The organism is Vreelandella titanicae (genome assembly GCF_014697095.1).
GTDB lineage: Bacteria > Pseudomonadota > Gammaproteobacteria > Pseudomonadales > Halomonadaceae > Vreelandella > Vreelandella titanicae.
The window spans coordinates 33,215-58,443 of record NZ_CP059082.1 but is presented as its reverse complement, the minus strand read 5'-3'; the positions used below and the strand labels follow the sequence as shown (position 1 = coordinate 58,443).

At 57.0% G+C, this 25,229-nt stretch carries 22 protein-coding genes; 16 read left to right on the top strand and 6 right to left on the bottom strand.

Annotated elements, in window-relative coordinates; genetic code table 11:
* Positions 1–184: 184 nt before the first annotated feature.
* Together HZS52_RS00275 and HZS52_RS00270 are read right to left on the bottom strand one after the other, a co-directional pair.
* A complete protein-coding gene (locus HZS52_RS00275) occupies positions 185–811 on the bottom strand; it encodes an IMPACT family protein (RefSeq protein ID WP_190373955.1) in 627 nt (208 codons plus the stop codon).
* Positions 811–1,191, bottom strand: a complete 381-nt coding sequence (locus tag HZS52_RS00270; protein ID WP_027957354.1) for a LexA family protein — start codon at positions 1,189–1,191, stop codon at positions 811–813. Before HZS52_RS00270 ends, HZS52_RS00275 begins: the two co-directional genes overlap by 1 nt.
* Before the next feature lie 197 nt (positions 1,192–1,388).
* Here HZS52_RS00270 and ccmA point away from each other — a divergent pair, with 197 nt between their 5' ends.
* The 13 genes from ccmA (at position 1,389) to HZS52_RS00205 (ending at position 17,103) form a co-directional block, all read left to right on the top strand.
* On the top strand, positions 1,389–2,009 hold the full coding sequence (gene ccmA / locus HZS52_RS00265) for a cytochrome c biogenesis heme-transporting ATPase CcmA (protein ID WP_190373954.1): 621 nt from the start codon (positions 1,389–1,391) through the stop codon (positions 2,007–2,009).
* A 125-nt stretch (positions 2,010–2,134) separates the two neighbouring features.
* The gene (gene ccmB / locus HZS52_RS00260) at positions 2,135–2,803 is read left to right on the top strand and encodes a heme exporter protein CcmB (protein WP_223828158.1); all 669 of its coding nucleotides are present in this window, start codon (positions 2,135–2,137) and stop codon (positions 2,801–2,803) included.
* A gap of 14 nt (positions 2,804–2,817) precedes the next feature.
* Positions 2,818–3,585, top strand: coding sequence for a heme ABC transporter permease (locus HZS52_RS00255; RefSeq protein WP_009286787.1), 768 nt, complete (start codon positions 2,818–2,820; stop codon positions 3,583–3,585).
* Positions 3,585–3,776: a heme exporter protein CcmD gene (ccmD, locus tag HZS52_RS00250; protein WP_022519956.1), complete on the top strand. Its 192-nt coding sequence runs from the start codon at positions 3,585–3,587 to the stop codon at positions 3,774–3,776. The genes HZS52_RS00255 and ccmD overlap by 1 nt, the downstream gene beginning before the upstream one ends.
* Positions 3,773–4,282, top strand: a complete 510-nt coding sequence (gene ccmE, locus HZS52_RS00245) for a cytochrome c maturation protein CcmE (protein ID WP_022519955.1) — start codon at positions 3,773–3,775, stop codon at positions 4,280–4,282. Before ccmD ends, ccmE begins: the two co-directional genes overlap by 4 nt.
* 52 nt (positions 4,283–4,334) lie before the next feature.
* A complete protein-coding gene (locus HZS52_RS00240; protein WP_022519954.1) occupies positions 4,335–6,368 on the top strand; it encodes a heme lyase CcmF/NrfE family subunit in 2,034 nt (677 codons plus the stop codon).
* Positions 6,365–6,892, top strand: coding sequence for a DsbE family thiol:disulfide interchange protein (locus tag HZS52_RS00235; protein ID WP_022519953.1), 528 nt, complete (start codon positions 6,365–6,367; stop codon positions 6,890–6,892). Before HZS52_RS00240 ends, HZS52_RS00235 begins: the two co-directional genes overlap by 4 nt.
* Complete coding sequence (locus HZS52_RS00230) at positions 6,883–7,353, top strand: cytochrome c-type biogenesis protein (RefSeq protein WP_039858734.1); 471 nt, start codon at positions 6,883–6,885, stop codon at positions 7,351–7,353. Before HZS52_RS00235 ends, HZS52_RS00230 begins: the two co-directional genes overlap by 10 nt.
* A complete protein-coding gene (gene ccmI / locus HZS52_RS00225; RefSeq protein ID WP_039858736.1) occupies positions 7,350–8,588 on the top strand; it encodes a c-type cytochrome biogenesis protein CcmI in 1,239 nt (412 codons plus the stop codon). Before HZS52_RS00230 ends, ccmI begins: the two co-directional genes overlap by 4 nt.
* Positions 8,589–8,612: 24 nt before the next feature.
* On the top strand, positions 8,613–12,107 hold the full coding sequence (gene smc, locus HZS52_RS00220) for a chromosome segregation protein SMC (protein ID WP_190373953.1): 3,495 nt from the start codon (positions 8,613–8,615) through the stop codon (positions 12,105–12,107).
* Between the two features lie 640 nt (positions 12,108–12,747).
* Positions 12,748–14,586, top strand: coding sequence for a cell division protein ZipA (gene zipA / locus HZS52_RS00215; protein WP_190373952.1), 1,839 nt, complete (start codon positions 12,748–12,750; stop codon positions 14,584–14,586).
* Between the two features lie 196 nt (positions 14,587–14,782).
* Positions 14,783–16,828, top strand: coding sequence for an NAD-dependent DNA ligase LigA (gene ligA / locus HZS52_RS00210; RefSeq protein ID WP_009286790.1), 2,046 nt, complete (start codon positions 14,783–14,785; stop codon positions 16,826–16,828).
* Positions 16,828–17,103 (top strand): YheU family protein, encoded by a 276-nt coding sequence (locus tag HZS52_RS00205; protein ID WP_022519947.1) that lies wholly within the window; start codon positions 16,828–16,830, stop codon positions 17,101–17,103. Before ligA ends, HZS52_RS00205 begins: the two co-directional genes overlap by 1 nt.
* A 937-nt stretch (positions 17,104–18,040) precedes the next feature.
* Here HZS52_RS00205 and mnmC read toward each other — a convergent pair.
* Together mnmC and HZS52_RS00195 are read right to left on the bottom strand one after the other, a co-directional pair.
* The gene (gene mnmC / locus HZS52_RS00200) at positions 18,041–20,047 is read right to left on the bottom strand and encodes a bifunctional tRNA (5-methylaminomethyl-2-thiouridine)(34)-methyltransferase MnmC2/FAD-dependent 5-carboxymethylaminomethyl-2-thiouridine(34) oxidoreductase MnmC1 (RefSeq protein WP_190373951.1); all 2,007 of its coding nucleotides are present in this window, start codon (positions 20,045–20,047) and stop codon (positions 18,041–18,043) included.
* A 158-nt stretch (positions 20,048–20,205) separates the two neighbouring features.
* Entirely contained in the window at positions 20,206–20,505 is a 300-nt protein-coding gene (locus HZS52_RS00195; protein ID WP_190373950.1) for a YciI family protein, read from the bottom strand.
* A 144-nt stretch (positions 20,506–20,649) separates the two neighbouring features.
* On the opposite strand from HZS52_RS00195, the gene HZS52_RS00190 reads away from it, so the two are divergent.
* From HZS52_RS00190 to HZS52_RS00180, 3 genes are all read left to right on the top strand, one after another.
* Entirely contained in the window at positions 20,650–21,570 is a 921-nt protein-coding gene (locus tag HZS52_RS00190) for a PHP domain-containing protein (RefSeq protein ID WP_190373949.1), read from the top strand.
* 87 nt (positions 21,571–21,657) lie between these two features.
* Positions 21,658–22,281, top strand: a complete 624-nt coding sequence (locus HZS52_RS00185; protein WP_190373948.1) for an L-threonylcarbamoyladenylate synthase — start codon at positions 21,658–21,660, stop codon at positions 22,279–22,281.
* 188 nt (positions 22,282–22,469) lie between these two features.
* The gene (locus HZS52_RS00180; RefSeq protein WP_022519942.1) at positions 22,470–23,246 is read left to right on the top strand and encodes a 5'-nucleotidase, lipoprotein e(P4) family; all 777 of its coding nucleotides are present in this window, start codon (positions 22,470–22,472) and stop codon (positions 23,244–23,246) included.
* Positions 23,247–23,351: 105 nt separating this feature from the next.
* On the opposite strand, the gene HZS52_RS00175 is transcribed toward HZS52_RS00180, so the two are convergent.
* Complete coding sequence (locus HZS52_RS00175; protein WP_190373947.1) at positions 23,352–24,269, bottom strand: ion transporter; 918 nt, start codon at positions 24,267–24,269, stop codon at positions 23,352–23,354.
* Positions 24,270–24,320: 51 nt separating this feature from the next.
* Positions 24,321–25,220: a CYTH domain-containing protein gene (locus tag HZS52_RS00170; RefSeq protein ID WP_159176107.1), complete on the bottom strand. Its 900-nt coding sequence runs from the start codon at positions 25,218–25,220 to the stop codon at positions 24,321–24,323.
* Positions 25,221–25,229: the final 9 nt, after the last annotated feature.

The window sequence follows — 25,229 nt, the reverse complement described above, 5'->3', positions numbered from 1 at the left end:
TGAAGCAATCTGGGGTTGGTTCTCAGGGTAGGCTTGAGATTGCTTCGTCGCAGGCTCCTCGCAATGGCCGGTGAGTGTCATCGCGAGCGAAGCGCGGCGATCTCGGTTTGTTTGCCACCGCAGAACGAGATTGCCGCGTCGCAAGCTCCTCGCAATGACATATGGGGCCCTTTCATCTGCTGCGTTATGCCTTTGGTGCAGAGAGAATCTCAATAGCACTCTTCAAGCGGTTTTCTAGCGGGGCAAGGTCAAGCGGGCAGTCCCGTGGCCAGCCAATGGTCAGGCGAACGCCATCACCATCGTAGTCGGCTTGCTCAATAGGGATGTCGTGCTCTTCGCACCAGGCGCGGGCAATCGCTTCATTGGCAAAAGTAAGGCGCAGGGTGTAGGTGTCGCGCTCAACCACTTCCCGGGTAGCGAGTGTCTCAAGGGCATGGCTAACCGCCTGAGCGTAGGCGCGGGCTAAGCCACCGGTGCCGAGCTTTGTACCGCCAAAATAACGAATGACCACACAGCCAATCTGACCCAGTTGGCTCCCCTGGAGAACCTGATGCATGGGGCGGCCAGCGGTGCCGCCAGGCTCGCCATCATCGGAAAAGCCAATCAGATTTTGCTCGCCGGGTGGCCCGGCAATGTAGGCAGTGCAGTGGTGGCTGGCATTAGGATGCGCGGTTTTCGCCGCATTCAGCAGAGTAGTGAATGCGTTGATATCGGGAGCGTGGCAGATCCAGGTGATAAATTGGCTCTTTTCTACTTCAATGTCAGCCGTGTGCCATGACCCTGTGGGTAACTCGGGAACCCGATAGCGCATTAATGCTCCGTAAAGGTAGTCTCACTTTTCACACCCATTACCATGCCGAGTACCTGAATATCCCGGTTGTGCAAAAATAGCGCTGGCTGCAAAGTATCTTCTGGCCATAGCTCTACCCCAAAGCGGCTGATAGAGAGCTGCCTCAAGGCGATCGTTTGCTGGTTTATTTCGGCAACGGCAGTTTCTGTCTGGGTATCGTGTTGATAGCGCCGGATAATAATGACATCGCCATCGAACAAGTTGCAATCACACAGTGCATTGCCACGCACTTTGAGAGCATAGGTATTGCGTCGGGTAATGCTAGGCGCCATTGCGTAAGGGCGCGGTGCCGGTTGTCTACGGCCAAACGTAACGGTAGGTGCTGCCATCGATAGGGTCATCAAAGAATCTCCATTGCATGTTCTTTCATACAGTGGTTTTCATTGTAGACCTGTTTTTGCATACAGTGCCAGAGATAATTGCTCTCACGACATATTGATGAAGATCACGCTGCGACCCAGCGCCGCATTGTGTGAGTGGCGAGAAAGGGGCTTTACGTGTAGAGTTCGACGCGAAATCAATATGCCAGGAGAGACGCTTGAGCCTGTGTCTACAAGCCCGCCAGCTTGCCTGTGAACGCGATGACCGCTGGCTGTTTCAAGGGTTGGATCTGGAGGTTCGCAGCGGCGAGATAGTGCGAATTGAAGGGCCCAATGGTAGTGGTAAAACCAGCCTTCTGAAAATTCTCTCCGGCCAGCTCAGTGACTACCAGGGCGAACTGTTCTGGAATGGCGCTGCGATGAACGAAGCACGTGAACATTTTCTCGCGAATTTGCTCTATTTAGGACATGCACCGGGCATTAAGTCAGGGCTTTCCCCGTTAGAAAATTTAGCCTGGTATCAGGCGTTAAGCGGGGAAAGTGGTAATGAAGATCAGCGCCTGGAAGCTCTTGAACGGGTTGGGTTGGCAGGCTTTGAAGATGTGCCCGCAGGGCAACTCTCAGCAGGGCAACAGCGCCGTGTTGCCCTGGCGCGCTTAACGTTAACGCTGCGCGCCCTATGGGTACTGGATGAGCCTTTCACCGCGATTGATCGCCACGGCGTCGCTGATCTAGAAAGACAGCTGGTTGCCCACGCTCAGGCGGGGGGCTGTGTGTTAGTAACGACACACCACGAGTTAACCGCTTCACCGTTGCTCAGACGGATATCCCTAGGGTAAAGGAGAAAGGGTTGCACAGCTCTTTACATGGCGCTTCAAATAGCTCTTCACACGGCTCTTCACAAAGTTCGGAGACCGCTCAACAGGTTTCAGCAGTGCCACTGCGTGAGCATAATGGTGGGTTAATGACCGCAGTGAAGGCCACGCTAGTGCGTGACTTAACGCTATTGCTGAGACGCCGTGGCGAAGTGCTCAATCCACTGGTGTTTTTTGCCCTGGTGATCACGCTGTTCCCGATCGCTATTTCGCCCGATCCTGAGCTGTTAGCGGTGATTGCACCGGGTTTGCTGTGGGTCGCGGCTTTGTTAGCCGCGCTGCTTTCATTAGACAGCCTGTTTCGTAGCGATTATGACGACGGTAGTCTGGAGCAACTGCTATTGGCGCCGCAGCCGTTAGTCGCGCTAAGTTTGGCCAAAGTGGCCGTGCATTGGCTGCTGACAGGCCTACCGTTGGCGCTGATGGCGCCGATATTGGGTATTATGCTGGCGCTGCCGGCGGGCAGCTACGCCGTGCTGGCGCTGTCGCTTGCCCTGGGTACGGCAAGCTTGAGTTTGATTGGCGCCATCGGTGCGGCGTTAACCGTTGGCTTGGCACGGGGTGGAGTGCTGCTCTCGCTACTGGTGTTGCCGTTGTATATCCCGGTGCTCATTTTTGGCGCAGGCGCGGTGCAGGCGGCCATTTTTGGAGAGGGTGTCTCCGCACACCTGGCTATCCTGGGCGCGCTGCTCGCCGCCTCACTCATGTTAGCGCCGTGGGCGATTGCCGCATCGCTGCGTATCAGTATTAACGGTTAAGGACAGGACACGCTATGTGGGCCTTTATACACAAGCTGGGATCACCCAAGTGGTTCTACGGCATTAGTGCCAAATTACAGCCCTGGTTTTGGGCCGCGGCGGCGCTGTTGATCGTCACTGGCTCGCTGTGGGGGTTGGCGTTTGCGCCAGCGGATTACCAGCAGGGTAATAGCTTCCGAATTATTTACGTCCATGTGCCGGCGGCCTTTTTGGCTCAGTCTATCTTCATTGCCATGGCGGTTTCCGGCCTGGTGTTTATGGTCTGGAAAATTAAAGTCGCCGATATGGCAGCGGCGGTGATGGCGCCTCTTGGCGCAGCTATGACCTTTGTCGCGCTGTTTTCCGGTGCCGTATGGGGTGTGCCCACTTGGGGAACCTGGTGGATGTGGGATGCACGGCTAACGTCAATGCTGATCTTGCTGTTTTTGTACTTGGGCGTAATTGCTCTGCGTGGGGCTTTTACCAGCCGCGATAGCGCCTCACGGGCAGCCTCGGTGCTGGCCATGGTGGGGGTGATCAATATTCCCATCATCAAATACTCGGTGGACTGGTGGTACACCCTGCACCAGCCCGCTTCATTTACGCTGACCTCGCGCCCGGCCATGCCTACTGAAATGTGGCTGCCTCTGGTCATTATGGTGCTGGGTTTCTACTGCTTTTTCATTGCCTTAACGCTGATGCGCACACGCAGTGAAATTTTGCGCCGCGAAGCTAACAAACGCTGGGTACAGGAATTGGTGACCGGCCAAGTGGTGAAAGTACCGGCAGAGGAGGCTCGCTAATGGCGTTTGACTCATTTTCCGAATTTCTCGCCATGGGTGGTCACGCGCCTTATGTGTGGTCTGCCTGGGGCGTGACAGCGCTACTGCTGCTCGCCACCGTATGGCATGCGCGTGCTGAACAGCGCCAATTGATCAAAGGCTTGAAACGCCGTGCAAGACGCGCAAACAGCGCAAGGGGAAACGCCCAATGACGCCTAAACGTAAACAGAAACTCTTTATTATCCTGGGCCTTGTGTCGCTGGCCGCGATTGCCGTGGGGCTGACCCTGTACGCGCTGCGCGCTAACATCAATCTGTTTTTCAGCCCGGTACAGATCGCCCAGGGCGACGCGCCCATGGAGCGGCAGATTCGCGCCGGTGGCATGGTAAAAGAGGGTTCTGTATCCCGTGACCCTGAGAGCCTGGACGTCGAGTTTGTCGTCACCGATTACGTTGATGACCTGGAGGTCTACTACAGCGGCATCCTGCCCGACTTGTTCCGCGAAGGCCAAGGCGTGGTGGTGATCGGAGAGCTTCAGGCCGATGGTCGTTTGTACGCCGATAAAGTGCTTGCGCGCCACGATGAGAACTATATGCCCCCTGAAGTCGCCCAGGCACTTGAAGAGGCGGGCTATTCGCCAGCCGACTACCAGGCCAAAGCCGCGGAAGTGGGTAAACGCCTGGACGAAGAAGGCGTACCCCAAGCAAGCGAATACTAAGACCCACCGTTTAACCGCCTTGCCTTACCGCCAGTGCTGGTTCGGAGCGCACATGTTTATCAAAATGATTCCTGAAATTGGCCACTTTGCCCTCATTATCGCGCTGCTGATGGCGGCGGTGCAGGCCGTGATGCCGCTGGCCGGTGCCGCCACCCGGCGCCCGCTGTGGATGGCCTATGGTCAGCCCATGGCGGTGGGGCAGTTTGTGTTTATTGCCATTGCCTACGCCTGTTTGACCGCCAGCTATATGCTGGACGATTTTAGCGTGGCGAACGTGGCCAACAACTCCAACTCGCTGCTGCCCTGGTACTACAAGTTCAGCGCGGTGTGGGGCAACCATGAAGGGTCGGTACTGCTGTGGAGCTTTATGCTCGCGGGCTGGGGGTGTGCGGCCAGCCTGTTTACCGGCAACCTGCCGCGGGATATGGTCGCGCGAGTAATGGGCGTGATGGGTATGGTTTGCGTCGGCTTCTTACTGTTTATTCTGATGACATCGAACCCCTTCGAGCGGCTACTGCCCGGTATGCCCCAGGATGGCGCCGACCTTAACCCGCTGTTGCAAGACTTCGGGCTAGTAGTGCATCCGCCGATGCTCTACATGGGCTATGTGGGCTTTTCCGTGGTCTTTGCATTTGCCATTGCAGCACTGATGGGCGGTCGTTTAGACGCGGCCTGGACGCGCTGGGCAAGGCCCTGGACGAATCTGGCCTGGGCATTCCTGACCGTGGGTATCGCGTTAGGCAGTTGGTGGGCCTATTACGAGCTTGGCTGGGGTGGCTGGTGGTTCTGGGATCCGGTCGAAAACGCTTCACTGCTGCCCTGGCTGACGGGAACCGCACTGGTTCACTCACTCGCGGTCACCGAGAAGCGCGGCTCGTTTAAAAGCTGGACCGTGCTGCTGGCGATCTCGACCTTCTCGCTGTCGCTAATGGGCACTTTCCTGGTTCGCTCTGGGGTGCTGACCTCGGTGCATGCGTTCGCTAACGACCCGGCCCGCGGTTTCTTTATCCTGATGCTGCTGGCCATTACGGTAACGCTGTCGCTGCTGGTGTTTGCCCTGCGCGCTCCGCGGGTAAGTCATAAGGTGGGGTTTAACTGGCTCTCCCGGGATGCGCTGCTGCTGGTTAATAATATCTTTCTGGTGATTATGACCGTCACCGTGCTACTGGGTACCGTCTATCCGCTGATTCTGGATTCTCTGGGGCTGGGGAAAATCAGCGTGGGCCCGCCTTACTTTAATACCCTGTTTGTGCCGCTTACCGTGTTGATGTGTATCTTTATGGGGCTTGGCTCGGTAACGCGCTGGAAGAGCATGGCGGCACGGGATCTGATTCGTAAACTGTGGTTAGCCGGTGTGGCCGCATTGGTGATCGGCATATTAATGCCGCTGCTGTACCGTGGCGAGTGGAACCTGTTTGTCTCCCTGGGCATTGTCTCTGCACTCTGGATTGTGCTGCCGATGGTGCGCGATGTATTCGATAAAACCCGCCACGCCAGTTCGTTTTTGGCCGGTGTTCGTAAGCTCTCCCTGGCTTATTGGGGCATGGTGCTGGGGCACGTAGGTGTTGCGGTCACTATCGTCGGCGTGACGGTAGTGTCCAACTACAACATTGAGCGCAACGTGCGCATGTCGCCGGGCACCACGGTCGAAGTCGCGGGCTATCAGTTCACCATGACCGAGTTAACCGAGCGTCGTGGCGCTAACTTCCTGGCGGATACCTCGATTCTACAAGTGCAGCGCGGCGACTCAGGCAGCAGCTTTACCATGCGGCCCGAAAAGCGTCTCTACCTGGCCACCGGTATGCCGATGACGCAAGTGGCCCTGCGCCCAGGGCTGTTCCGCGACCTCTATGTCGCCATGGGTGAGAACCTGGGCGATGGCAGTTGGGCAATGCGGGTGCAGTATAAGCCGTTCGTCCGTTGGCTCTGGCTGGGCGCACTGCTAATGGCGTTTGGCGGTGTATTGGCGGTGCTCGACAAGCGCTACCGCCGTACCGCATCCACCCGTGAAGCGCCCAAAGTGGCTAGCCAGGATGATAGTACTCAGAACAGTACTCAAAATGGCGCACGGGAGGCCACGGCATGAAGCGACGGCTACTGCTATTACTGTTGCCGGTGTGTTTTTTAGCCCTGGCGCTGTTCTTTTACCAAGGCCTCTCGCTGGACCCCTCCCAGCGGGATTCAGCGCTGATGGCGCGGGAGTTCCCGACCTTTGAAGCCAGCACGCTGCGTGATGAGAATCGCCGCGTTGACCAAACGCTGTTAGAGGGTGAAGTGACGCTGGTGAATGTGTGGGGCGAGTGGTGTCCGGCCTGTAAGCAGGAGATGCCGCAACTGCTGGAACTGGCTGATAACGACATTCGCATGGTCGGGGTCAACTACCGCGATACCCGCGAGAAAGGCATGCAGTTTCTCAGCGAATTTGGCGATCCGTTTGAAGTTAATATTTTTGATCCGGAAGGCGAGCTAGGGTTTGATCTTGGCGTCTACGGCGCCCCGGAGACATTCCTGGTCGATGCCGACGGGGTCATTCGCTATCACCATAAAGGCTACGTATCACCGCAAGACGTGCGCGAGCGAATTCTTCCGGAGGTGGAAAAATGGCGCTAATGCGAACCATGGCAGCGCTACTACTGCTGGTCATAGCGTTTGGTGCAGCGGCAGGTGGTATCGAACTGCGCGAATTTGACGACCCGGTCATGGAGAAGCGCTATCACGATTTAACCGCCTCCATGCGCTGCCCACTGTGTGAAAACCAAGCCATAAACGATTCCGATGCACCCATTTCGGCAGATATGCGTGAGCGGGTTTATCAACTGTTGCAAGACGGGCAGTCGGATATCGAAATTATCAACCATATGGTGCAGCGGTTTGGTGAATATATTCTCTACAACCCGCGTTTAGAGAGCCGTACCTACCTGCTTTGGGGCTTGCCCATCGCCCTGGTGTTGCTAGGTGCAATGGTGGTTGTGCTGATGATTCGCGCCCGCCGTAACGCCTCTGCTAAAGCGTTGAGCGCCGAAGAACGCCAGCGCATAGACGCGCTGACTAACCGTAAGGGGTCTTCATGACGCTGCTCTGGATAGCCATTGCCATTCTACTGCTCCCCGCGCTGTGGCTGCTGGTTTCGCCGCTAAGAAACGCGCGTGCCCTGCATGACCAGCAGCGCGATTTTGAAGCCAACGACACCTCCGCCGAGCAGAACGTGGCGATTTTCAAGCGCCGCTTGGCGTCACTGGAAGCGGCTCTTGAACGCGGCGACATAGATGCCGCACGCTTTGAGGAAGACCGGCTGGAACTCGAGCGCAGCCTGCTGGAAGACACTGCTTTTCGCGAGCGTCGGCCGCTAAAGGCTGCCAGCGCCGGCCGTATTGTCGTGCCTGTGGTGATGCTCGCTGTGGTCGCTGTTAGCGTTATTTGGTATCAGCAAAAGGGCGCTGAGGGCGACCTGGTGCTACTGGCCGTGCAGCAAGAAGTGCAGAACGACCCTGATGGATCGCTTGCCATGTATATCGAGCGCATGGAGGAGCAGGCCGAACGCCAGCCGGATAACCCTAATGTGTGGAGCGAGCTGTTTCCGCTCTACCGTGAAACCGGACAAATGCCCAAGGCCGTGGACGCCCTGGAGCGCCTGATCGAGATTGAAGGGCGCATTCCACCGCTGCTTGCGCAGTTGGCGCAAATTCGTTTCTTTATGGCTGAGCGCGAGCTTACCGACGAAGTACAAGCGTTGGTCGACGAGACGTTGGAGCAGGATCCCCGCCAGCCCACCGTGCTGGGCTTGCTGGGCATTAATGCCTTCGACAACGGCGATTACGAGCAGGCTATTGACCACTGGCGCCGGGCGATTGCCAATATCGAGGATCCCAACACTGTGTCCTCGCTACGCGACGGCATTCGCGTGGCTCAGGAGCGATTGGGTATTGAACCCGAAGAAGCCGTCACCGAGGGCACCGGCATTCGTGTGCGTGTCTCGCTGGATGAAGAGCTCGTCGGGCGTGTGGATGGCGATGCCAGCGTCTTTATTACCGCCCGCGATATTGAGGGCGAGTTACCGCCCCTGGCCGTGGTGCGGGCACAGGTATCCGAGCTGCCTATGACCGTGACGCTAGATAACAGTGTCGCGATGTCTCCCCAGGCGCAAATATCCCAGGTACAGGAAGCCCGTTTAGTGGTGCGTGTTTCTCCTTCTGGCCAAGCAGCGCCCCAGCCTGGGGATCTGTTTGGTGACCTTGAGAGCGTCAGCATCGGGCCAATTGAAGACGACGAAGCGGCCGAAGTGGTGATTAACCGTGTCTTTGAATAATCGCAACAGGAACGCCGCTTCGGTATGCGCTTAACGTCGATTCGCTTAGTCGGGTTTAAGTCCTTTGTGGATCCCGTCACGGTGCCCTTTGATGGCAATATGACCGCCATCGTAGGCCCCAACGGCTGCGGTAAATCCAATATTATTGACGCCGTGCGCTGGGTAATGGGGGAGTCATCCGCCAAAACCCTGCGCGGCGAATCCATGGCCGACGTTATCTTTAACGGCTCCACCGGCCGTAAACCAATCAGCCAAGCGTCCATAGAACTCAAGTTCGACAACCGCGATGGCAGCATGGGCGGCGTTTACGCTCAGTACGCGGAAATTGCCGTTAAGCGTCTAGTCACCCGCGACGGACAATCCAACTACTTCTTTAACGGCCAGAAATGCCGTCGGCGCGATATCGCCGACCTGTTTATGGGTACCGGTCTGGGGCCGCGCTCCTACGCGATTATCGGCCAGGGGATGATCTCGCGGCTGATCGAAGCCCGCCCCGACGATCTGCGCTCAACGCTTGAAGAGGCCGCGGGTATCTCCAAGTACAAAGAGCGCCGCCGGGAAACCGAAAACCGCATGCGGCGAACCCAGGAGAACCTGGAGCGTCTGGACGATATTCGCGAAGAGCTGGATAAACAGCTAGAGCGCCTCAAACGTCAGGCCGAAGCCGCCAAGCGCTATCAGGATCTCAAGGAACAGGAGTATCGGCTTAAGGGCGAGCTGGCTCTGCTGCGCGGGCGCGCCCTGCGTGCCGAGCAATCGCATCAAGAGAGCCGCGTTCGCGAATTGGAAATAGCGGTAGAAAAAGATGTCTTCGGTGTCCGCCAGTGCGAAACCCGCCTGGAGCAGGCCCGGGAGCAGCACGACGAACTTTCTGAGGTGCTCGATCGCCATCAGCAGCAGTTCTTTGAAACCACTACGCGCATCGCCCGTTTAGAACAGGATCAGGCCCACCGGCGTAGCCGTGAAACCCAACTGGCCAGCGACATCGCCACGGCTCGGCGCGAATTGGACGAGCAGCGCCGCGTTAGTGAAGGCGATCAGGAGCGTTTAGCCGCCATTGACGAGCGCTTTGAAGATTTACTCCCCGAACACGAAGCGCTGGAGGAGCAGCTCGAAAGCCTGGAGCAGGCGTTGTCCGACGCGTCTCCCGCGCTGGAAGCCGCCGAGCAGCAGTGGGCCGATGCCGAAACCCGCTGGCGGGATGCCAGCCGCGATGCGGATCGCAGCCAGGATCAGTTGCGCGACCTTGAACAGCGTATTCAGCGCTTACAGGCGGAAAATCAGCGCCGCCGTCAGCAGCGCAGCGAGGTAGCCGATCTCACCGCGCTGCGTGAAGAGCACGCTGTGTGCCAGGCGCAGTTGACCGAGGCCGAGGAGCAGTCGGAAGGTTTTCAAACCCAGCGGGATCAATGGCAGCAGCGCTACGGCGATGCTAAAGCAGCCTACCAGCAGGCCACTCAGACGCGGGACAGTCAGCGCGCTGAACTCAGTCAGCGCCAGGGTGAGTTGGCCTCACTTCAAGCGTTGATTGATGCCGCCCTGGTGGATCACGATCCTGCTATTGGCACGACCTTAGAAGCGTATGGTTTAGCGGATGCCCCTCAACTGGGCGAAGCACTGCAGGTTGAGCCCGGCTGGGAAACGCTGGTGTCCTGGCTGCTCGCGCCTTGGCTCAATGCCCGCCTGGTGAACCGTCACCAACTGGCCGCTTTACCTGAAGCCTTAGCCACGGAGTGGCGGCTGATTGATCAAACACCACCCGCCGCCTCAACCTCTGGCCAGCGATTAGACAGCTTGGTCAAAGGCGCCGGTGCGTTGGGTGAATGGTTAGCGAGCATTCACTATACGCAAACGGCAGAACAAGCGGAGGCGCAGGTAGCGCACCTCGCACCTGGCGAAAGCGTGGTAAGCCAGGATGGCGTTTGGCTGGGCCGCGGCTGGCTGAACCAGCAGGCCAACGGCGAAGGTATCGACGGGCTGCTATTAACGCGCCGCCGCTACGCCGAACTGACCGCCCAGCGCGAAAGCGAAGAAGAAGCGCTGGCGCTGGCAGAAGCGCAGTGTGAAGCGGCCAGTGAAACCATTGAAACCCTGGAACAGGCCCGTGAACAGCAGGCCGAACAGGAGCGCGCCCACGCCGCCACCCTGCAACAGCTGGCGGTAAAAGAGCGCAGCCTGGCCCAGCGCTTGGAACATCTGGAGAGTCGCGCCACTGAACTCGATGAAGAGCTTGCCCAGCTGCAAGAAGATGAGGCGGAGTTGGCGCTTACCATCGACGAGCAGCGTGCCCGCTGGCATGTGGCGATGGAACAGTTGGAAAGCGCGGCGCAAGCGCGGGAAACCAGCGCCGAACAGCGCAACCGGCAGCGTGAAGCGCGTGACCAGTTGACCCAGCAGCACGCCCCGCTCAAAGCGCAGCAGCAGGCGCTGGCGCTGGAGCGTGAACGCTTGAGTGCCGAGCGCGATAGTCTGCGCTCACAGCAGGCGCGTTCAAGTGACTCTGAAGAGCGGCTCTCGCTGCGGATTGCCGAGCTGGAAGAGTCACGGGAAATGCTGATAGAACCCGACGAGCTGGCCGGTGAAGAGCTTGAAGAGCTGCTTCATCAGCGCGAGCAGCAGGAAGGGCGCTTAAACGCCACTCGTCAGCAGGCTCAGGCACTGGCAGAACAGCTGCGTAACGATGAACTTGCCCGCCAGCAGCACGAGCGCAACCTGGAACAGAGCCGCGAGCAGCTCCAGCAGCGGCGCATGGACGTGCAGGCGCTGGCGCTTAAAGCCACCACCCAGGATGAGCAGCTAGCTGAGCTTGGTCATAACGTCGAGACTCTTGCCGAACAGTTACCCCAGGAAGCGACGGAAACCCGTTGGCAGGAACGCCTGGAAAGCACCACGGATAAAATTCGCCGCTTGGGGGCGATCAACCTCGCTGCCATTGAGGAGTACGACCAGCAGGCCGAGCGGCGAAATTATCTGGAAGCGCAGCATGCTGAGCTGACCGAAGCGCTGGAAACCCTCGAAAGGGCGATTAAGCGTATCGATCAAGAAACCCGTGTGCGTTTCCGCGAAACCTTTGATCAGGTGAACACTGGGCTACAAACCCTTTTCCCTCGCGTATTCGGCGGCGGTGCTGCATGGCTAACGCTAACCGGCGATGATCTGTTGGAAACCGGCGTGGCGATTATGGCCCGCCCGCCGGGTAAGAAGAACAGCACCATTCATCTGCTCTCGGGCGGCGAGAAGGCGCTGACTGCGCTGTCGCTGGTATTTGCGATCTTTCAGCTTAACCCCGCGCCGTTCTGTATGCTGGATGAAGTCGATGCCCCCTTGGATGACGCCAACGTGGGCCGTTACGCCAGGCTGGTGAAAGAGATGTCTGAAAACGTTCAGTTTATCTACATCACCCACAACAAGATTGCCATGGAAGCCGCCGAGCGCTTGATGGGTGTCACCATGCAAGAGCCCGGCGTATCGCGGTTAGTCTCGGTGGGTATTGAAGAAGCGGCGGCGCTGGTCGATTAAACTAACTCCCTATCCTACCAAGCAGCAGTGAAAGCATTCTGATTGAGACCTGGGAGAACGAAGACTAAGCAGCAGAGTTCTTGGAAGAGCACTTCTGTTGAGAGCGTTTTTCCAAGGAGGCTATTGTCGAAAGCAGAGTTAGCGAAAGCACTATTGGCGATAGTAGAGTGAGCAAAGCTGAAGCGGCAAACGCCAAGTAGATAAACTTTTTGTTGGAAAAATGCGTAAAAAAATGTCCTAAAGCGTTCTTCTTAACTATATTAACCCTACTAATAGCGCGCTTGAGATGGTTAAACGGCTTATAGAGGCAATACGCAATGGCGGGTGTGTCGGTTGTCAAAACGGCTTTTCTTGCTTCTCGGATTCCTTTATAAAGCTATTTATAGATGTTAGATCTAATGATTGCGGCACTTTTGTTTGAAGTTAAGGTCAGATTTCTCTGGCCTAAAGAGAGGCAGAATTCTGCCATGGCGTGAAAATCGCGTTAAATGCAGCAAAAATTGGCCCTTTTGGTAGTAATCGCGCTATGCTTGGCTTTATTGATAGCAGGTAATTATTCAATAGCCGTTACCTATATTCAGGCATGACATTTTAGACACCGTGCCTTAGCAACCGGCAAGACGACCATGGAACGTTCGACATGGAACTAAGAGAGTGGCTAATCATTTTAGGGCTGGCGTTGGTATCGCTCATCGTTATTGACGGTGTGCGAAGACTTCAACGGCAGCGTCGTGTACCCCGTCTGGATCAGGCGGAGAAAGACCTATCCGGGAGTTCGCTAGATGATCCCGAGGAGGCTGCTAAAGCTGCGGAGATCAATTGGGAACTTCCAAATGGCGGTGCTCGAGTTGTTAAACCCGCAGACTATAGTGGCTTAGGTAATAAACCAAAGTTAGAACGTCAAGAGCATCCTGGGCCTTCTAGAGTGCTTTCAGAGTTTAGACGTTCCGCCTCTGCTAAAGCCGCCAAGCGCAAAGCTGATAAGGCAGATAAACTCGATAAAGCAGCATCAGTTGCTAAGCCAGCACCAAGCGTAGCCGTTAAGACAGAGCCGCCAGTCACTTCTGCGGCGACGTCTTCTGCTAGTTATGCTGCCCACAATGCGCCCACTGAACATGAGCGCCGCGAGCCCAGTATCTCAATGACTGACTCTGCACAAACTGGTTCTCCTCAAGCTGGCTCTCCTCAAACCGAGAGGCCGCAGGTCAAGGCGACAGCACCTTCGCAGCCGGAACCACAAATTGAGCAGCCTGCGTCTTCTGCTGCAACGCCTAGCTCTCCGGTGGCAGAAGAGAACGTTGAAGCGTCTCAACCTGCTGCTTCAGATGCTATCTCGTTCACCGCCAGTGACGCAGCTGCCACTGAAACAGACAGCGAAATGGCTGCACAGCCTCGCACTCAGCAGGAGCCAGAGCACAGCCAAGAGCCGGTACTGCGGGCTGATCCAGAAGATGCCGTATTTGCTAAACACGCCAATGAGCATTCGCCGAAACGGCGTCAGTTGCGTTCTGATACCGCGGGCGAATACGACGAGTTGGATGATGACGAAGTTGATGAGTATCGCCTGGTCGACTTTGAAGGCATGGGGCGCTCGCTGAAGCGTCGTTTGATTGCGCGGCGTAAAGAGAAGCAGCGCAAAAAAGCTGAGAAAGCGGTGCGTGATCAAGCCTTGGCCCAACAGAAGGCCGAGCGCAAAGCGCTGGAAGCAGAGCAGAAGCGTGAAGCCAAAGAAGCCGCTGACGCAGAGCGTGCCCGCCTTGCTCAAGAGCAGGCCCAAGCTCGTGAAGAAGCGGCTGCCGCCGAAAGGCTAGCCGCCCAGCAGCATGCTGCCGATGAAGAGGCGCGTCGCTACGCAAGCCATGAGTATGCAGCCCACGAAGAAGGTTTTGAAGAAAGCTTCGAGGCAGACGCTTATGACGGCCAAACTGTCGGTGAGCGTGGGATGAACGAGCGAGTCCGCGTACACCCAACGCTAGAAAAAGCTCTGCGCCATGATGTGAACGGTGAACACGCTAAAGAGACGCTGTCCAATGCCGAAGAAGTCGTGGTGATTAGCGTTCTGTCCCGTGATCCAGAAGGCTTCGATGGGACCAAACTACTTGAGCTGATGATGGTGTGCGGTTTGCGCTACAGCAGTGAAATGGGTGTTTTCCACCGCTTTGAAACCGAGAGCGATGCTAGTGAGCTTCAGTTCTCGATGGTGAATGTGGTTAAACCGGGTACTTTCCCCATTGAAGAGATGGGTGAGTTTATGACGCCCGGTATCACGCTGTTGATGCCGCTACCTGGCGCCATCGATAGCGCCGCTGCCTTTGAGGCGATGGTAGAAACCGCCATGGTGGTGGTTCGCCATATGGGCGGCGAGCTAAAAGACGAAAACCGCAGCGTGATGACCGCACAAACGATCGAGTTCGCCCGCCAGCGGGTGCGTGAGTTTGAGCGCCGCCATCGCCTGCATCGTCAACTGCAAGCCCGCTAATCGTCGCCTACTAACCGACGAAGCAGCACTTGCTGTGAAACACCCGCCTTCTTGCCAGGAGGCGGGTGTTTCTGTTCAATACGCTGTTGTTTTGTCATTTTTTATGTTTTTGAAATTTAGCTTTTGAAATTTAGCTTTTGAAATTTAGCTTTTGCGTTTTCGCTGCCGATTTTAGCTAGTACTGGAACCCACCCCAATGAGTCAGTCTGATTCTCAATCTCTGGAAGAGATTAACCAACTGCGGGCCGCCCTGGACGAGGCCAACTACCGTTACTACGTGCTGGATGAACCGACGCTGACGGATGCCGACTATGATCGTAAATTTCAGCGTTTACAGCAGTTGGAGGCTGAGCATCCGGAGTTGGTCACTCCCGATTCACCCACTCAGCGTGTGGGCGCTGCCCCTGCGGATGGCTTTCCATCGGTGGCCCACGCTATCCCCATGCTGTCGCTAGATAACGCCTTTAGCCGTGACGATATCCTCGCCTTTGCTGAACGGGTGGCCGAACGCCTCGAATGCACGGCAGACGGTCTTGAGTTTACCTGCGAGCCAAAGTTGGACGGCGCGGCCGTCTCGTTAGTTTATGAGCAGGGCATGCTGGTGAGCGGTGCGACTCGAGGTGATGGTCGCACCGGCGAAGGCATTACCTCTAATCTGCGCACGCTGCGCTCGGTACCGCTCAAGCTGATGGGTAAAAACGTGCCTGCGCTGTTAGAAGTACGGGGTGAGGTCATTATGCGCCATGCGGGTTTTGAAGCCCTGAACGAGCGCGCCCGGGAAGAGGGCAGCAAGGTCTTTGCCAACCCCCGCAACGCGGCGGCAGGCAGCCTGCGCCAGCTGGATCCACGCATCACGGCAAAACGCCCGCTAGAGTTTCACGCTTATCAAGTTGCCAGAATTGACATGGCTAATTTGGATGACAGTGTGATTCCCACTCATAGCCGCCAAATGGAAAGGCTAAAAGACTGGGGGTTTCGCGCAAGCTCAGAGTTGAAGGTGGTTAAAGGCCCCCAGGCCGTTGCCGATTACTGTGAACAGTTGGGCGAAAAGCGAGACGGTTTAGGTTTTGATATCGACGGCGTGGTCATCAAGGTAAACGATCTGCGCCACCAGCGTGAACTGGGTTTTGTTGCCCGCGCGCCGCGCTGGGCGGTGGCGTTTAAGTATCCGGCTCAGGAAGAGGTCACCACGCTTAACGATGTGGAGTTCCAGGTTGGCCGTACCGGCGCCATTACCCCCGTGGCGCGTCTTGAACCAGTCACCGTGGCGGGTGTGACGGTGTCTAACGCGACGCTGCACAACGCTGATGAGATCAAACGCTTGGATGTCATGATCGGCGATACGGTGTCGATTCGCCGGGCCGGTGATGTGATTCCTCAAGTGGTGAGCGTGCATACCGAGCTGCGACCAGCGGATGCCAGGGAGATCATTTTTCCCGAACATTGCCCGGTGTGCGGTTCGGATATCGAGCGTATTGAAGGTGAAGCGGTCGCTCGCTGTTCGGGGGGCCTTTACTGTGCGGCGCAGCGTAAAGAAGCGCTCAAGCATTTCGCCAGTCGCAAAGCGCTGGATATTGACGGCTTGGGCGAAAAGTTGATCGTGCAGTTAGTTGATTTGGGCTGGGTAGAAACGCCGGCGGCGCTGTTTCACTTGTCTGTCGAACAGCTTCAAAGCCTGCCGCGTATGGGCGAGAAATCAGCCACCAACTTGGTCAACGCGCTTGAAACCGCTAAATCGACTACGCTGGCGCGGTTTATTTACGCCTTAGGCATTCGTGAAGTAGGCGAGGCGACGGCGGCCAATCTCGCCAACCACTTTGGTACCCTTGAGGCCATTCAAGCCGCTGAGTTGGAAGCGCTGGAAGCGGTCAACGATGTCGGCCCGATAGTGGCCGCCCATGTGCATACTTTCTTCCGCCAACCGCACAATCAGGAAACCATTGCCGCGCTGATTGATGCGGGCATTACCTGGCAGGAGGCGGAAGTCACCCAAGGCCCTACTCCGCTGGAAGGCCAGACCTGGGTGCTCACCGGCTCGCTGGAGAGTATGACCCGGGATGAGGGTAAAGCACGCTTGCAGGCGTTGGGTGCTAAGGTGGCGGGTAGTGTATCGAAGAAGACTACCTGCCTGGTCGCAGGCGAAGCGGCGGGCAGTAAACTTACTAAAGCTGAACAGATGGGCGTGGAAGTCGTGGACGAAGCCACCTTTATCGAACGTTTGGCTGAGTGGGAGCAGCGTTAATGAGCCGTTTTATTGAAGTACCCGCCCGAATGCTGCCGCCGGACACCCTCAATGCCCTGCTAGAGGCGTTTGTGACCCGCCAGGGCTACGACACTACTGATACCACGGGCGAGGGCATGCACGGCTGGGTAGCAGAACTGAAAAAGCAGCTTGAGCGCAATGAGCTGATTATCGCCCACGACCTTGAATTAGAGATGACCGAAGTGATGACCCTGGCTCAGTGGCGCTCGTTTGGGCGCGATGTCGCCGACGACGAAGAAGAGGGCGATATTTAGCCTCATCTTGCGAAAAGCCTCCCAATATGTCGTCGCGAGGAGCGCAGCGACGCGGCAATCTCATCCTGTGGGGCACCCACCCCAGATTGCTTCACTTCGTTCTCAATGACGCCTATGTGTCATTGCGAGGAGTGAAACGACGAAGCAATCTTTGCTGGCATTGGCAGGCAAACCCGAGATCGCCGCGCTTCGCTCGCGATGACAAAAGAATGTTGTAGCCAGGCGCCTAGCCAATGTGTCATGGCGAGAGTGAAACGACGAAGCAATCTCAGCCTGTCGGGGCCCCCACCCCAGATTGCTTCACTTCGTTCGCAATGACGCCTATGTGTCATTGCGAGGAGTGAAGCGACGAAGCAATCTTTGCTGGCATTGGCAGGTAAACCCGAGATCGCCGCGCTTCGCTCGCGATGACAAAAGAATGTTGTAGCCAGGCGCCCAGCCAATGTGTCATGGCGAGAGTGAAACGACGAAGCAATCTCAGCCTGTCGGGGCACCCACCCCAGATTGCTTCACTTCGTTCGCAATGACGCCTATGTGTCATTGCGAGGAGTGAAACGACGAAGCAATCTTTGCTGGCATTGGCAGGCAAACCCGAGATCGCCGCGCTTCGCTCGCGATGACAAAAGAATGTTGTAGCTAGGCGCCTAGCCAATGTGTCATGGCGAGAGTGAAACGACGAAGCAATCTTTGCTGGCATTGGCAGGCAAACCCGAGATCGCCGCGCTTCGCTCGCGATGACAAAAGAATGTTGTAGCCAGGCGCCCAGCCAATGTGTCATGGCGAGAGTGAAACGACGAAGCAATCTTTGCTGGCATTGGCAGGCAAACCCGAGATCGCCGCGCTTCGCTCGCGATGGCAAAAGAATGTTGTAGCCAGGCGCCCACCCAAAAATGTCGTTGCGAGGAGCGCAGCGACGCGGCAATCTCAAGCTTGTCTATTAAGTCTGCCCACGAATAATTGCACTAATAATCCGCCGCCCTGGGTGTAAGTGATCGACCAGCGGCGCTTCCAGTGGCATTGGTTCATGGCAGATTCGTGAGGCGATTACCTCGGCACAAAGCGGCGCGCTGGCGAGCCCCCTTGAGCCGTGGGCGGTGGATATCCACAGGCCTGGATGGTGCCTGCCAGGTATCTCCGCCACGCGGGTGGCATCCTTGCTCAGCAGCGAATAATCCGTTCGCCATGCTTCTGCCACCGGCACCGGCCCAGCGTAAGGGGTTTTGTCGGGGCTTGCTGCACGCACGGCGGCACGGCCCTTAAGGTTCTCAGGGCTCAGCTCAATGCCTGCCTGTTCCAACGCCTTTACCAACGCGGGCAGCGTCTGGCGCAGCTCATCGATATTGCGCTGATGGTCGTCATCCGTCACATCAGTTGTCGCATTGTTGGGTACAAAGCTAGCCCCGAAGGTCAGCACACCCTCTAAAGCGGGCGCCACATAGCCGCCAGCACAGACGACGCGTTTAGGGCCCGCTACCTCATTGGGTAGCGTTAGCTCGCTAATCTGGCCGCGCACCGACTGTAGCGGTAATTCCGCCGTTTGCGTAAAGCAGTTAGCCAAATGCGCGCTGGCAATCACCACCTGATCCGCCCGCAACGTACTGCCATCGGCCAAGTTCAGTTGCCAGCCGTTTTCTAGTTGGGTAAGGGAGCTAACGTCGCCTTGCTGCAAGCTAATGCCTGGTTGGCTAAGCAAGTACTCACACAGCGCCTTAGGCCTTACCCACCCTGCCTGTGGATAATAAAGCCCGTGAGGTGCACTGACGGTGATTGCCGCCGTTTCGGTTAACGTCGGGTTCTCCATGCCCGTGACGACTTCAGGTGGCAGCGGGTGTTGCTCGATAAAACGCTGCTGGCGGCGTGCCTCTTTATCACTGCTTGCCAACTGCACCACGCCGCAGGGCTGCCATAAGCTTTGGGGGGAGTTTTGCTGCGTTAACCAGCGCTGGCTGTACAACAGCCCAGCAAGATAAACCCGGCTTTGGTGATTGGTCTCGGCGGCAAGCTTTACATATAGCGCGCCCTGGCGATTACCCGAACCGCCCGCACCGGGTGCTTCGCGCTCCACCACTGTCACCTTAACGCCCCGCCGTGCCAGCGCTGCCGCTACGCTGCTTCCCGCCAACCCGGCGCCGACTATCACAACGTGCTTGGCCGGTGTCGCAGGCGGTGGGATAAACCAGGGAGTGGCCTGGCGGCGGTGATCCGCTGGTGGAGCTTCGATACTGCCCGCTAGCATTTCCCGCTTGCGGCCATAGCCCGGCACTTTCTTCCAGTTAAAGCCCGCCGCTTTCAGGCCCCGCTTAACGATGCCTGCGCAGGTAAAAGTGGCGAAAGTCGCGCCGGGGCGTGAACGGGCGGCCATGGCGTTAAACAATTCAGGCTGCCACATATCGGGGTTTTTAGACGGCGCAAAGCCGTCTAAAAACCAGGCGTCGACCTGACCATCCAACTGCTCCAGGCGCTCAGTGGTATCGCCGAAATGCAGATCAAGGGTGACGCGATCGGTTAAGTGCAGGCGGTGAATACCGCTAACGGCGGTGGGCCATTGTCCGCAGAGCGTCTGTGCATAAGTCGCCAGCGAGGGCCAGCTAGCTAATGCTTGTTCAAGGGCAGCTAGCTCAAGGGGAAACTTCTCTGTGGATAACAGGTGCAGTCGTGCAGAAGAAGGTGCATGTTGTTCAAAACAGGTCCAGGCGCAGAGCATATTGAGCCCGGTGCCAAAGCCGGTTTCGCCAATCACAAAGGGCCGCGCGGCTTCCCAGGCGGCAAAGCGTTCGGGGAGGTGATTGGCACCCAGAAAGACATGCTCGGTCTCTGCGCGCCCATCACCACGGGTGAAATAGATGTCATCAAACGCTGTTGCGTGGGGGGCTCCCTCGTTCCAGGTAAGGGTTGGCGTCGTTAATGCCGCAAGCGGTGGCAAAGCGTTTGAACGTTGGGTCACGCAGGTATCCGTATTGATGAACAGGTGGTTAAAAAATGATCAATTTGTTAGCGCTGGCGTTATCTCTGGCTTAGCGCAAAGCGTCCGCCGGGTTTGCACAGAGTTTTCCACAGGCTCTGTGAAAAAGCCGACGAACCCTCCATACTTGCCTATTGGCGTCAAGGCATAACTTTCTTGAACGGCTTAACAATTACCTTGGCATACACCCCTGCAATAATGTATGGGTCAGCGTCGGCCCACGCCTTGGCGTCTTCCAGGCTGTCGAATTCCGCTACCACCAAGCTGCCGGAAAAGCCTGCATCACCAGGATTTTCAGCGTCGATGGCAGGGTGAGGGCCAGCCAGTACCAGGCGGCCTTCATCGCGCAGCGCTTCCAGGCGTACCAAGTGGTCTGGCCGGGCCGCTAAGCGGCGCTCTAAGCTATTGGGTACATCTTCACTCATAATGGCATACAGCATTTGGGTATAACTCCTTGATAAGACGAGGATGCAAAGTGACCGTTAATTGACCGCACTGGCATAAGCGCGCACCATATCTTACCCATTGCGAAGGGTTCATTCACAGCTGAAAAGCGCATTCTGACAAACTGGCCACACGGCGTCATGCTTATGCCTCGACTTCCCACTACCTTTGATGCCGATCAGCGCTACCCAGTTGATTTGCACATGCACTCAACCGCTTCCGATGGCGCGTTAACGCCCACCGAGCTGGTAACCCTGTGTGCCGAACGCGGGCTGACGCACATGTCGCTCACCGATCACGATACCATGGACGGCATTGAAGAAGCGGGCCGCGCGGCGGAGCAAGCAGGGCTGTGTCTTATCCCCGGCTGTGAGTTATCCACACGCTGGCAGGGCGTCAATATCCATGTGGTGGCGTTGATGCCCGGTGGCTTGCAGGGGTCAATGGTGGAAGGCCTGATTCAGCAGCGTGAAGCTCGGATACAGCGTGCAGCAGTGATCGCCGAAAGGCTGGAAAAAGTCGGTTTATCCAACGCGCTGGAAAAAGCGCGCCTGCACGCCGGCAGTGACCGCCCGCTAGGCCGCCCGGACTTTGCCCGCGCGCTGGTAGCGGAAGGCGTGGTGCCCGACTGGGCCAGCGCCTTCAAGCGCTATCTGGGCAGCGGCAAAAAGGGCGATGTTAAAGCCCACTGGCCGGAAATCAGCGAAGCCGTGAGCTGGATTGTCGATTCCGGTGGTGTGGCCGTGATTGCCCATCCACTGCGCCACGGCTTAACCCGGCGCAAGCGAGGCCTGTTGATGGATACCTTCCAAGCGGCGGGCGGCCAGGCGGTTGAACTGGTCAGCGGCCAGCAGAACCCGGATAGCACCCGCGATCTGGCGCGTCAGCTAGTGGAGCGCGACCTTTACGCCTCTATGGGCAGCGATTTTCACTTCCCCGGCAGTCATGCGGCCCCCGGCAGCATGAGCCTGGTGCCGCGCACGGCGGCGCCCCCCATATGGCAGCATCCCCGGCTGCTGCACCTGCGCGATGCGTCACCCGGCCTGCTGGCAGTCGGTTAAATCACAGCCGGGTCATTGCAAAGCCCGGTCAGTTAAAAGCCAAGTCGGCTATGCTGTATAGGCAGTGCCTACGGACAGGAGTTACCAATGAGCCAATATTTTCAGATTCACCCGGAAAACCCTCAGAAACGCCTCATCGATCAGTCGATTGCGATCATTCGTAAAGGCGGCGTGGTTGCTTACCCCACTGATTCGGGCTATGCCCTTGGCTGCCATCTGGGTGAGAAGAAAGCCATTGAGAAGATCAAGTGGATACGTTCACTGGACGATAAGCACAACTTCACCTTGGTGTGTTCTGATTTATCGGAAATTGGCACCTACGCCAAGGTGGATAACGATGTGTTCCGGTTGCTGAAAGCCCATACACCAGGGCCTTACACTTATATTCTGGATGCCACTTCAGAAGTGCCGCGCCTGCTACTGCATCCCAAGCGGCGCTCCATTGGCGTGCGCGTACCGGATCACCGCATTACCCACGCGTTACTGGCCGCATTAGGCGAGCCGTTGATGAGCGTAACGTTGATTCCGGTGGGCGATGACCTGCCCATGAACGACCCGGAAGAGATCCGCGAGCGTTTTGGCGCCCACCTGGATGCCATTATCGACGGCGGCGCCTGCCATTTAGACCCCACCAGCGTCATCGACCTGCGCGAACTGCCGCCGAAAATCATCCGTGAAGGACGCGGCGATATTTCTCCTTTCGTCGTCTAAAAACACTTTTCAGAGCAAATCCCTGCTTTTAGCTTTAATGAGCAGGGAATTTGTCTATTTTTCATTATTTGAATGTTCAATGAAAATAAAATATGATCCTAACGGTTCTTTTCGATAATAAATCGTGATCCTTTAAGGCGAGGAATCGCCTCGTCTTTTTGAGATCGCCTAGCCCAGGAGATCATTCAATGACGAAGCCATTCCCTTCTCGCCTCTGCACCCTTGCTGCTCTAGCCAGCCTCACCGCTTTACCGCTGACCAGCCATGCAAATAGTGATGACGCAGAAATATGTGCCCAGGAAGCCTATGCAATGGGCCTGCGCTATCAACAGCAGTCTGCTGAAGCCGCTGCTCTGCAGCGTCAGGGTTTTGCCCTCGCCACCTATCGGCTTGAGGATCAGATTGAGGCGCATGGTGGTAGCGACGACTTGGCGATCATTACCGACCTGGATGAAACGGTGCTGGATAATAGCGCTCTGTTGGTTCGCGACATGCAGGCGTGCCACGACTACACCACCTGGGACACATGGAAGCATTGGGAGCGTGAAGGCGAACCGCGTTTGATGCCGGGTGCCAAAGCGTTCCTGGATTACGCGGATGAGCAGGGCGTGGCCATTTTTTACGTCTCTGATCGCTACCAGGAGAACGAGGCCGACACTATCGCCACCTTGGAAGCGCTAGAGCTACCCCAAGTCTCTGAACAAAGCGTGATGTTGCTGGGGCCTGCCAAGGCAGAACGCCGCGCGGAAGTGGTGGATAACCACACGCTGGTGATGCAGCTGGGTGATTCCCTTCACGATTTCGCGGGTGACTTCGCGGGCGCCGACCTTGACCAGCAGCATGCGCTTGTTGAAGAGAATGCCGAGCGTTTTGGCAACGATTGGATCGTGTTCCCCAACGCTACTTACGGTGCCTGGAGCGAGGCTGAGTTAGACGCCTGGGAAGCCCCGCACGAAGTGGAGTGATCGGTTAGCAAACACTCCATCCCGCACTAAATAAACGCTGCGCGCCCCAGATTTGGCTATTTTGTTTGACGATTTAGTTTAGCTGTCTTGGGGCGTGTTTTTGTCTTAGTTCTTGTCTTCGTCACTCTCGTGGCTATTTTCTTGAGCGTCATCTGTTTTGTCGTCGTCCTTCTTGCGCGGGTCTTCGCTGTCTTCATCCAGCCAGGTGCCGCAGCGTAGGCAGTAGCGGGCGCGTTTTTCATGGCGTTCGTGACCGCAGCCGGGGCAGGCTTCTTCGGAGTAACGCTCTTCACGGATCGAGCGAATCACCTGAGCGGAAAATACCCCGGTGGGCACGGCAATGATCGAGTAGCCGAGCAGCATGAGTACCACCGTAATCGATTTACCCAGCGCAGTAGCGGGGACGATGTCGCCATAGCCGACGGTGGTCATGCTGACAATGGCCCAGTACATCGACATCGGAATACTGGTGAAGCCCGCCTCAGAGGATTCGATGGTGTACATCAGCGCCGCGAACAGGGTAATCACCATTAATATGGCGCTAAAAAACAGCAATATCTGGCGCATGCTGCGTTTAAGGGCATCCATTAAAAGACGCGCCTCGCCGACAAACTCCATCAGGCGCAGAATACGAAAAATGCGCAGTACCCGCAGCAAACGTACAATCACCAGACCATGTGCACCGGGCACCAGTAGTACCAGCCAAATGGGCAAAATCGCGATTAAGTCGACGATGCCATAAAAGCTTCTTAAATAGAGTGTCGGCTTTTCCAGGCAGTAAATGCGCAAGATCAGCTCAATGCTGAACAATAGCGTGAAGACCCACTCAAGATAGAAGAATAGGTCGCCGTACCGCTCGGCATAAGTCTCGATACTGCCCAGCATAATGACCGCAACACTGAGTAGAATCGCCACAATCAAGGCGATATCAAAAGCTTTTGCTCCCGGCGTGTCAGACTCAAATATGATATGAAACAGGCGGGTGCGTAGGCCTTCCGCGCCGGGGGTTAAGTTTAAATTCATTGCATCATCCTGAAGTGGACCTCAATGCCGTCCTGAAAAGTGCGCTAGGACCTAGCGTAGCGCGGTTTGGTACGCCAAGCGATGGGCGAGCGCTAACGCCGCTTTACCGTAGGCTGCATTGGGCTGGCCGTCCGCATCGAGCGCGCCAGGCAGCGCCTGGGCATAAGCGCGTGCGGTGGCATCCAGTTCGGGATGTTCGGCGAGAGTGGCCAGCGCCTGCTGGGCATCGTTTAAAAAGCTGGCTTGTTGGCTGTCGTGGTAGGCGTCCAGCGCCAGCGTGGCACGGTGCAGCCACTCTGCCGGGGAGTGCGCTTCGGGGAGCGGCCAGTGTTGGCTACTAAGCGCATTGCCACGGGCCGCCTTGCTACTGTCCGAGGGTCGCAGGGGTACCTGTTCAGCAAGGGTCAATGCCAGCGCCCACAGAGCTTCAGGCTCGCCGCCTTTTAATTCGAGCTCTGCTTCGCGAATCGGCGTGCGGTAGTCACCGCTAATAATTTCGCCTTCATCCAATACCAGCTCGACATGACTCTCCTGACCTTGTCCGCCCTCTTTTAGCTGCCAGCTACGCCGTGTGAAATCGGTGCTGAGTTGGGGAGCGAGGGCATCTAGCACACCGCTAAGTTCGCCTTGAAAAGGGGGGAGTTTGGCAATTGAAGCGAGATCCAACTGCGGACCAGCCACTTGCCACTCCCACTCTTCGCGCTGGGAAAGCCCGCCACCACCTTGGCCAGCGGTTTTCACCGTTTGCAGCACCTGGCCGTCTACCTGGCGAAGTCGCAGCGCAATATGTGCTTTCGCCAGATCACCCTGAGGGGTATCAAAGTAGGTATTGGTCAACGTTTGTTTACGCACGGCGTGTGAAGCGAGATACGGGTGTTGAGTCAGCGCCGCAGGCCCTGTCGGGGCAAGGGCCAGTTTAAGTTCCACTTCCATGGGGTTTGGGCTTTTCATGACGCTAGC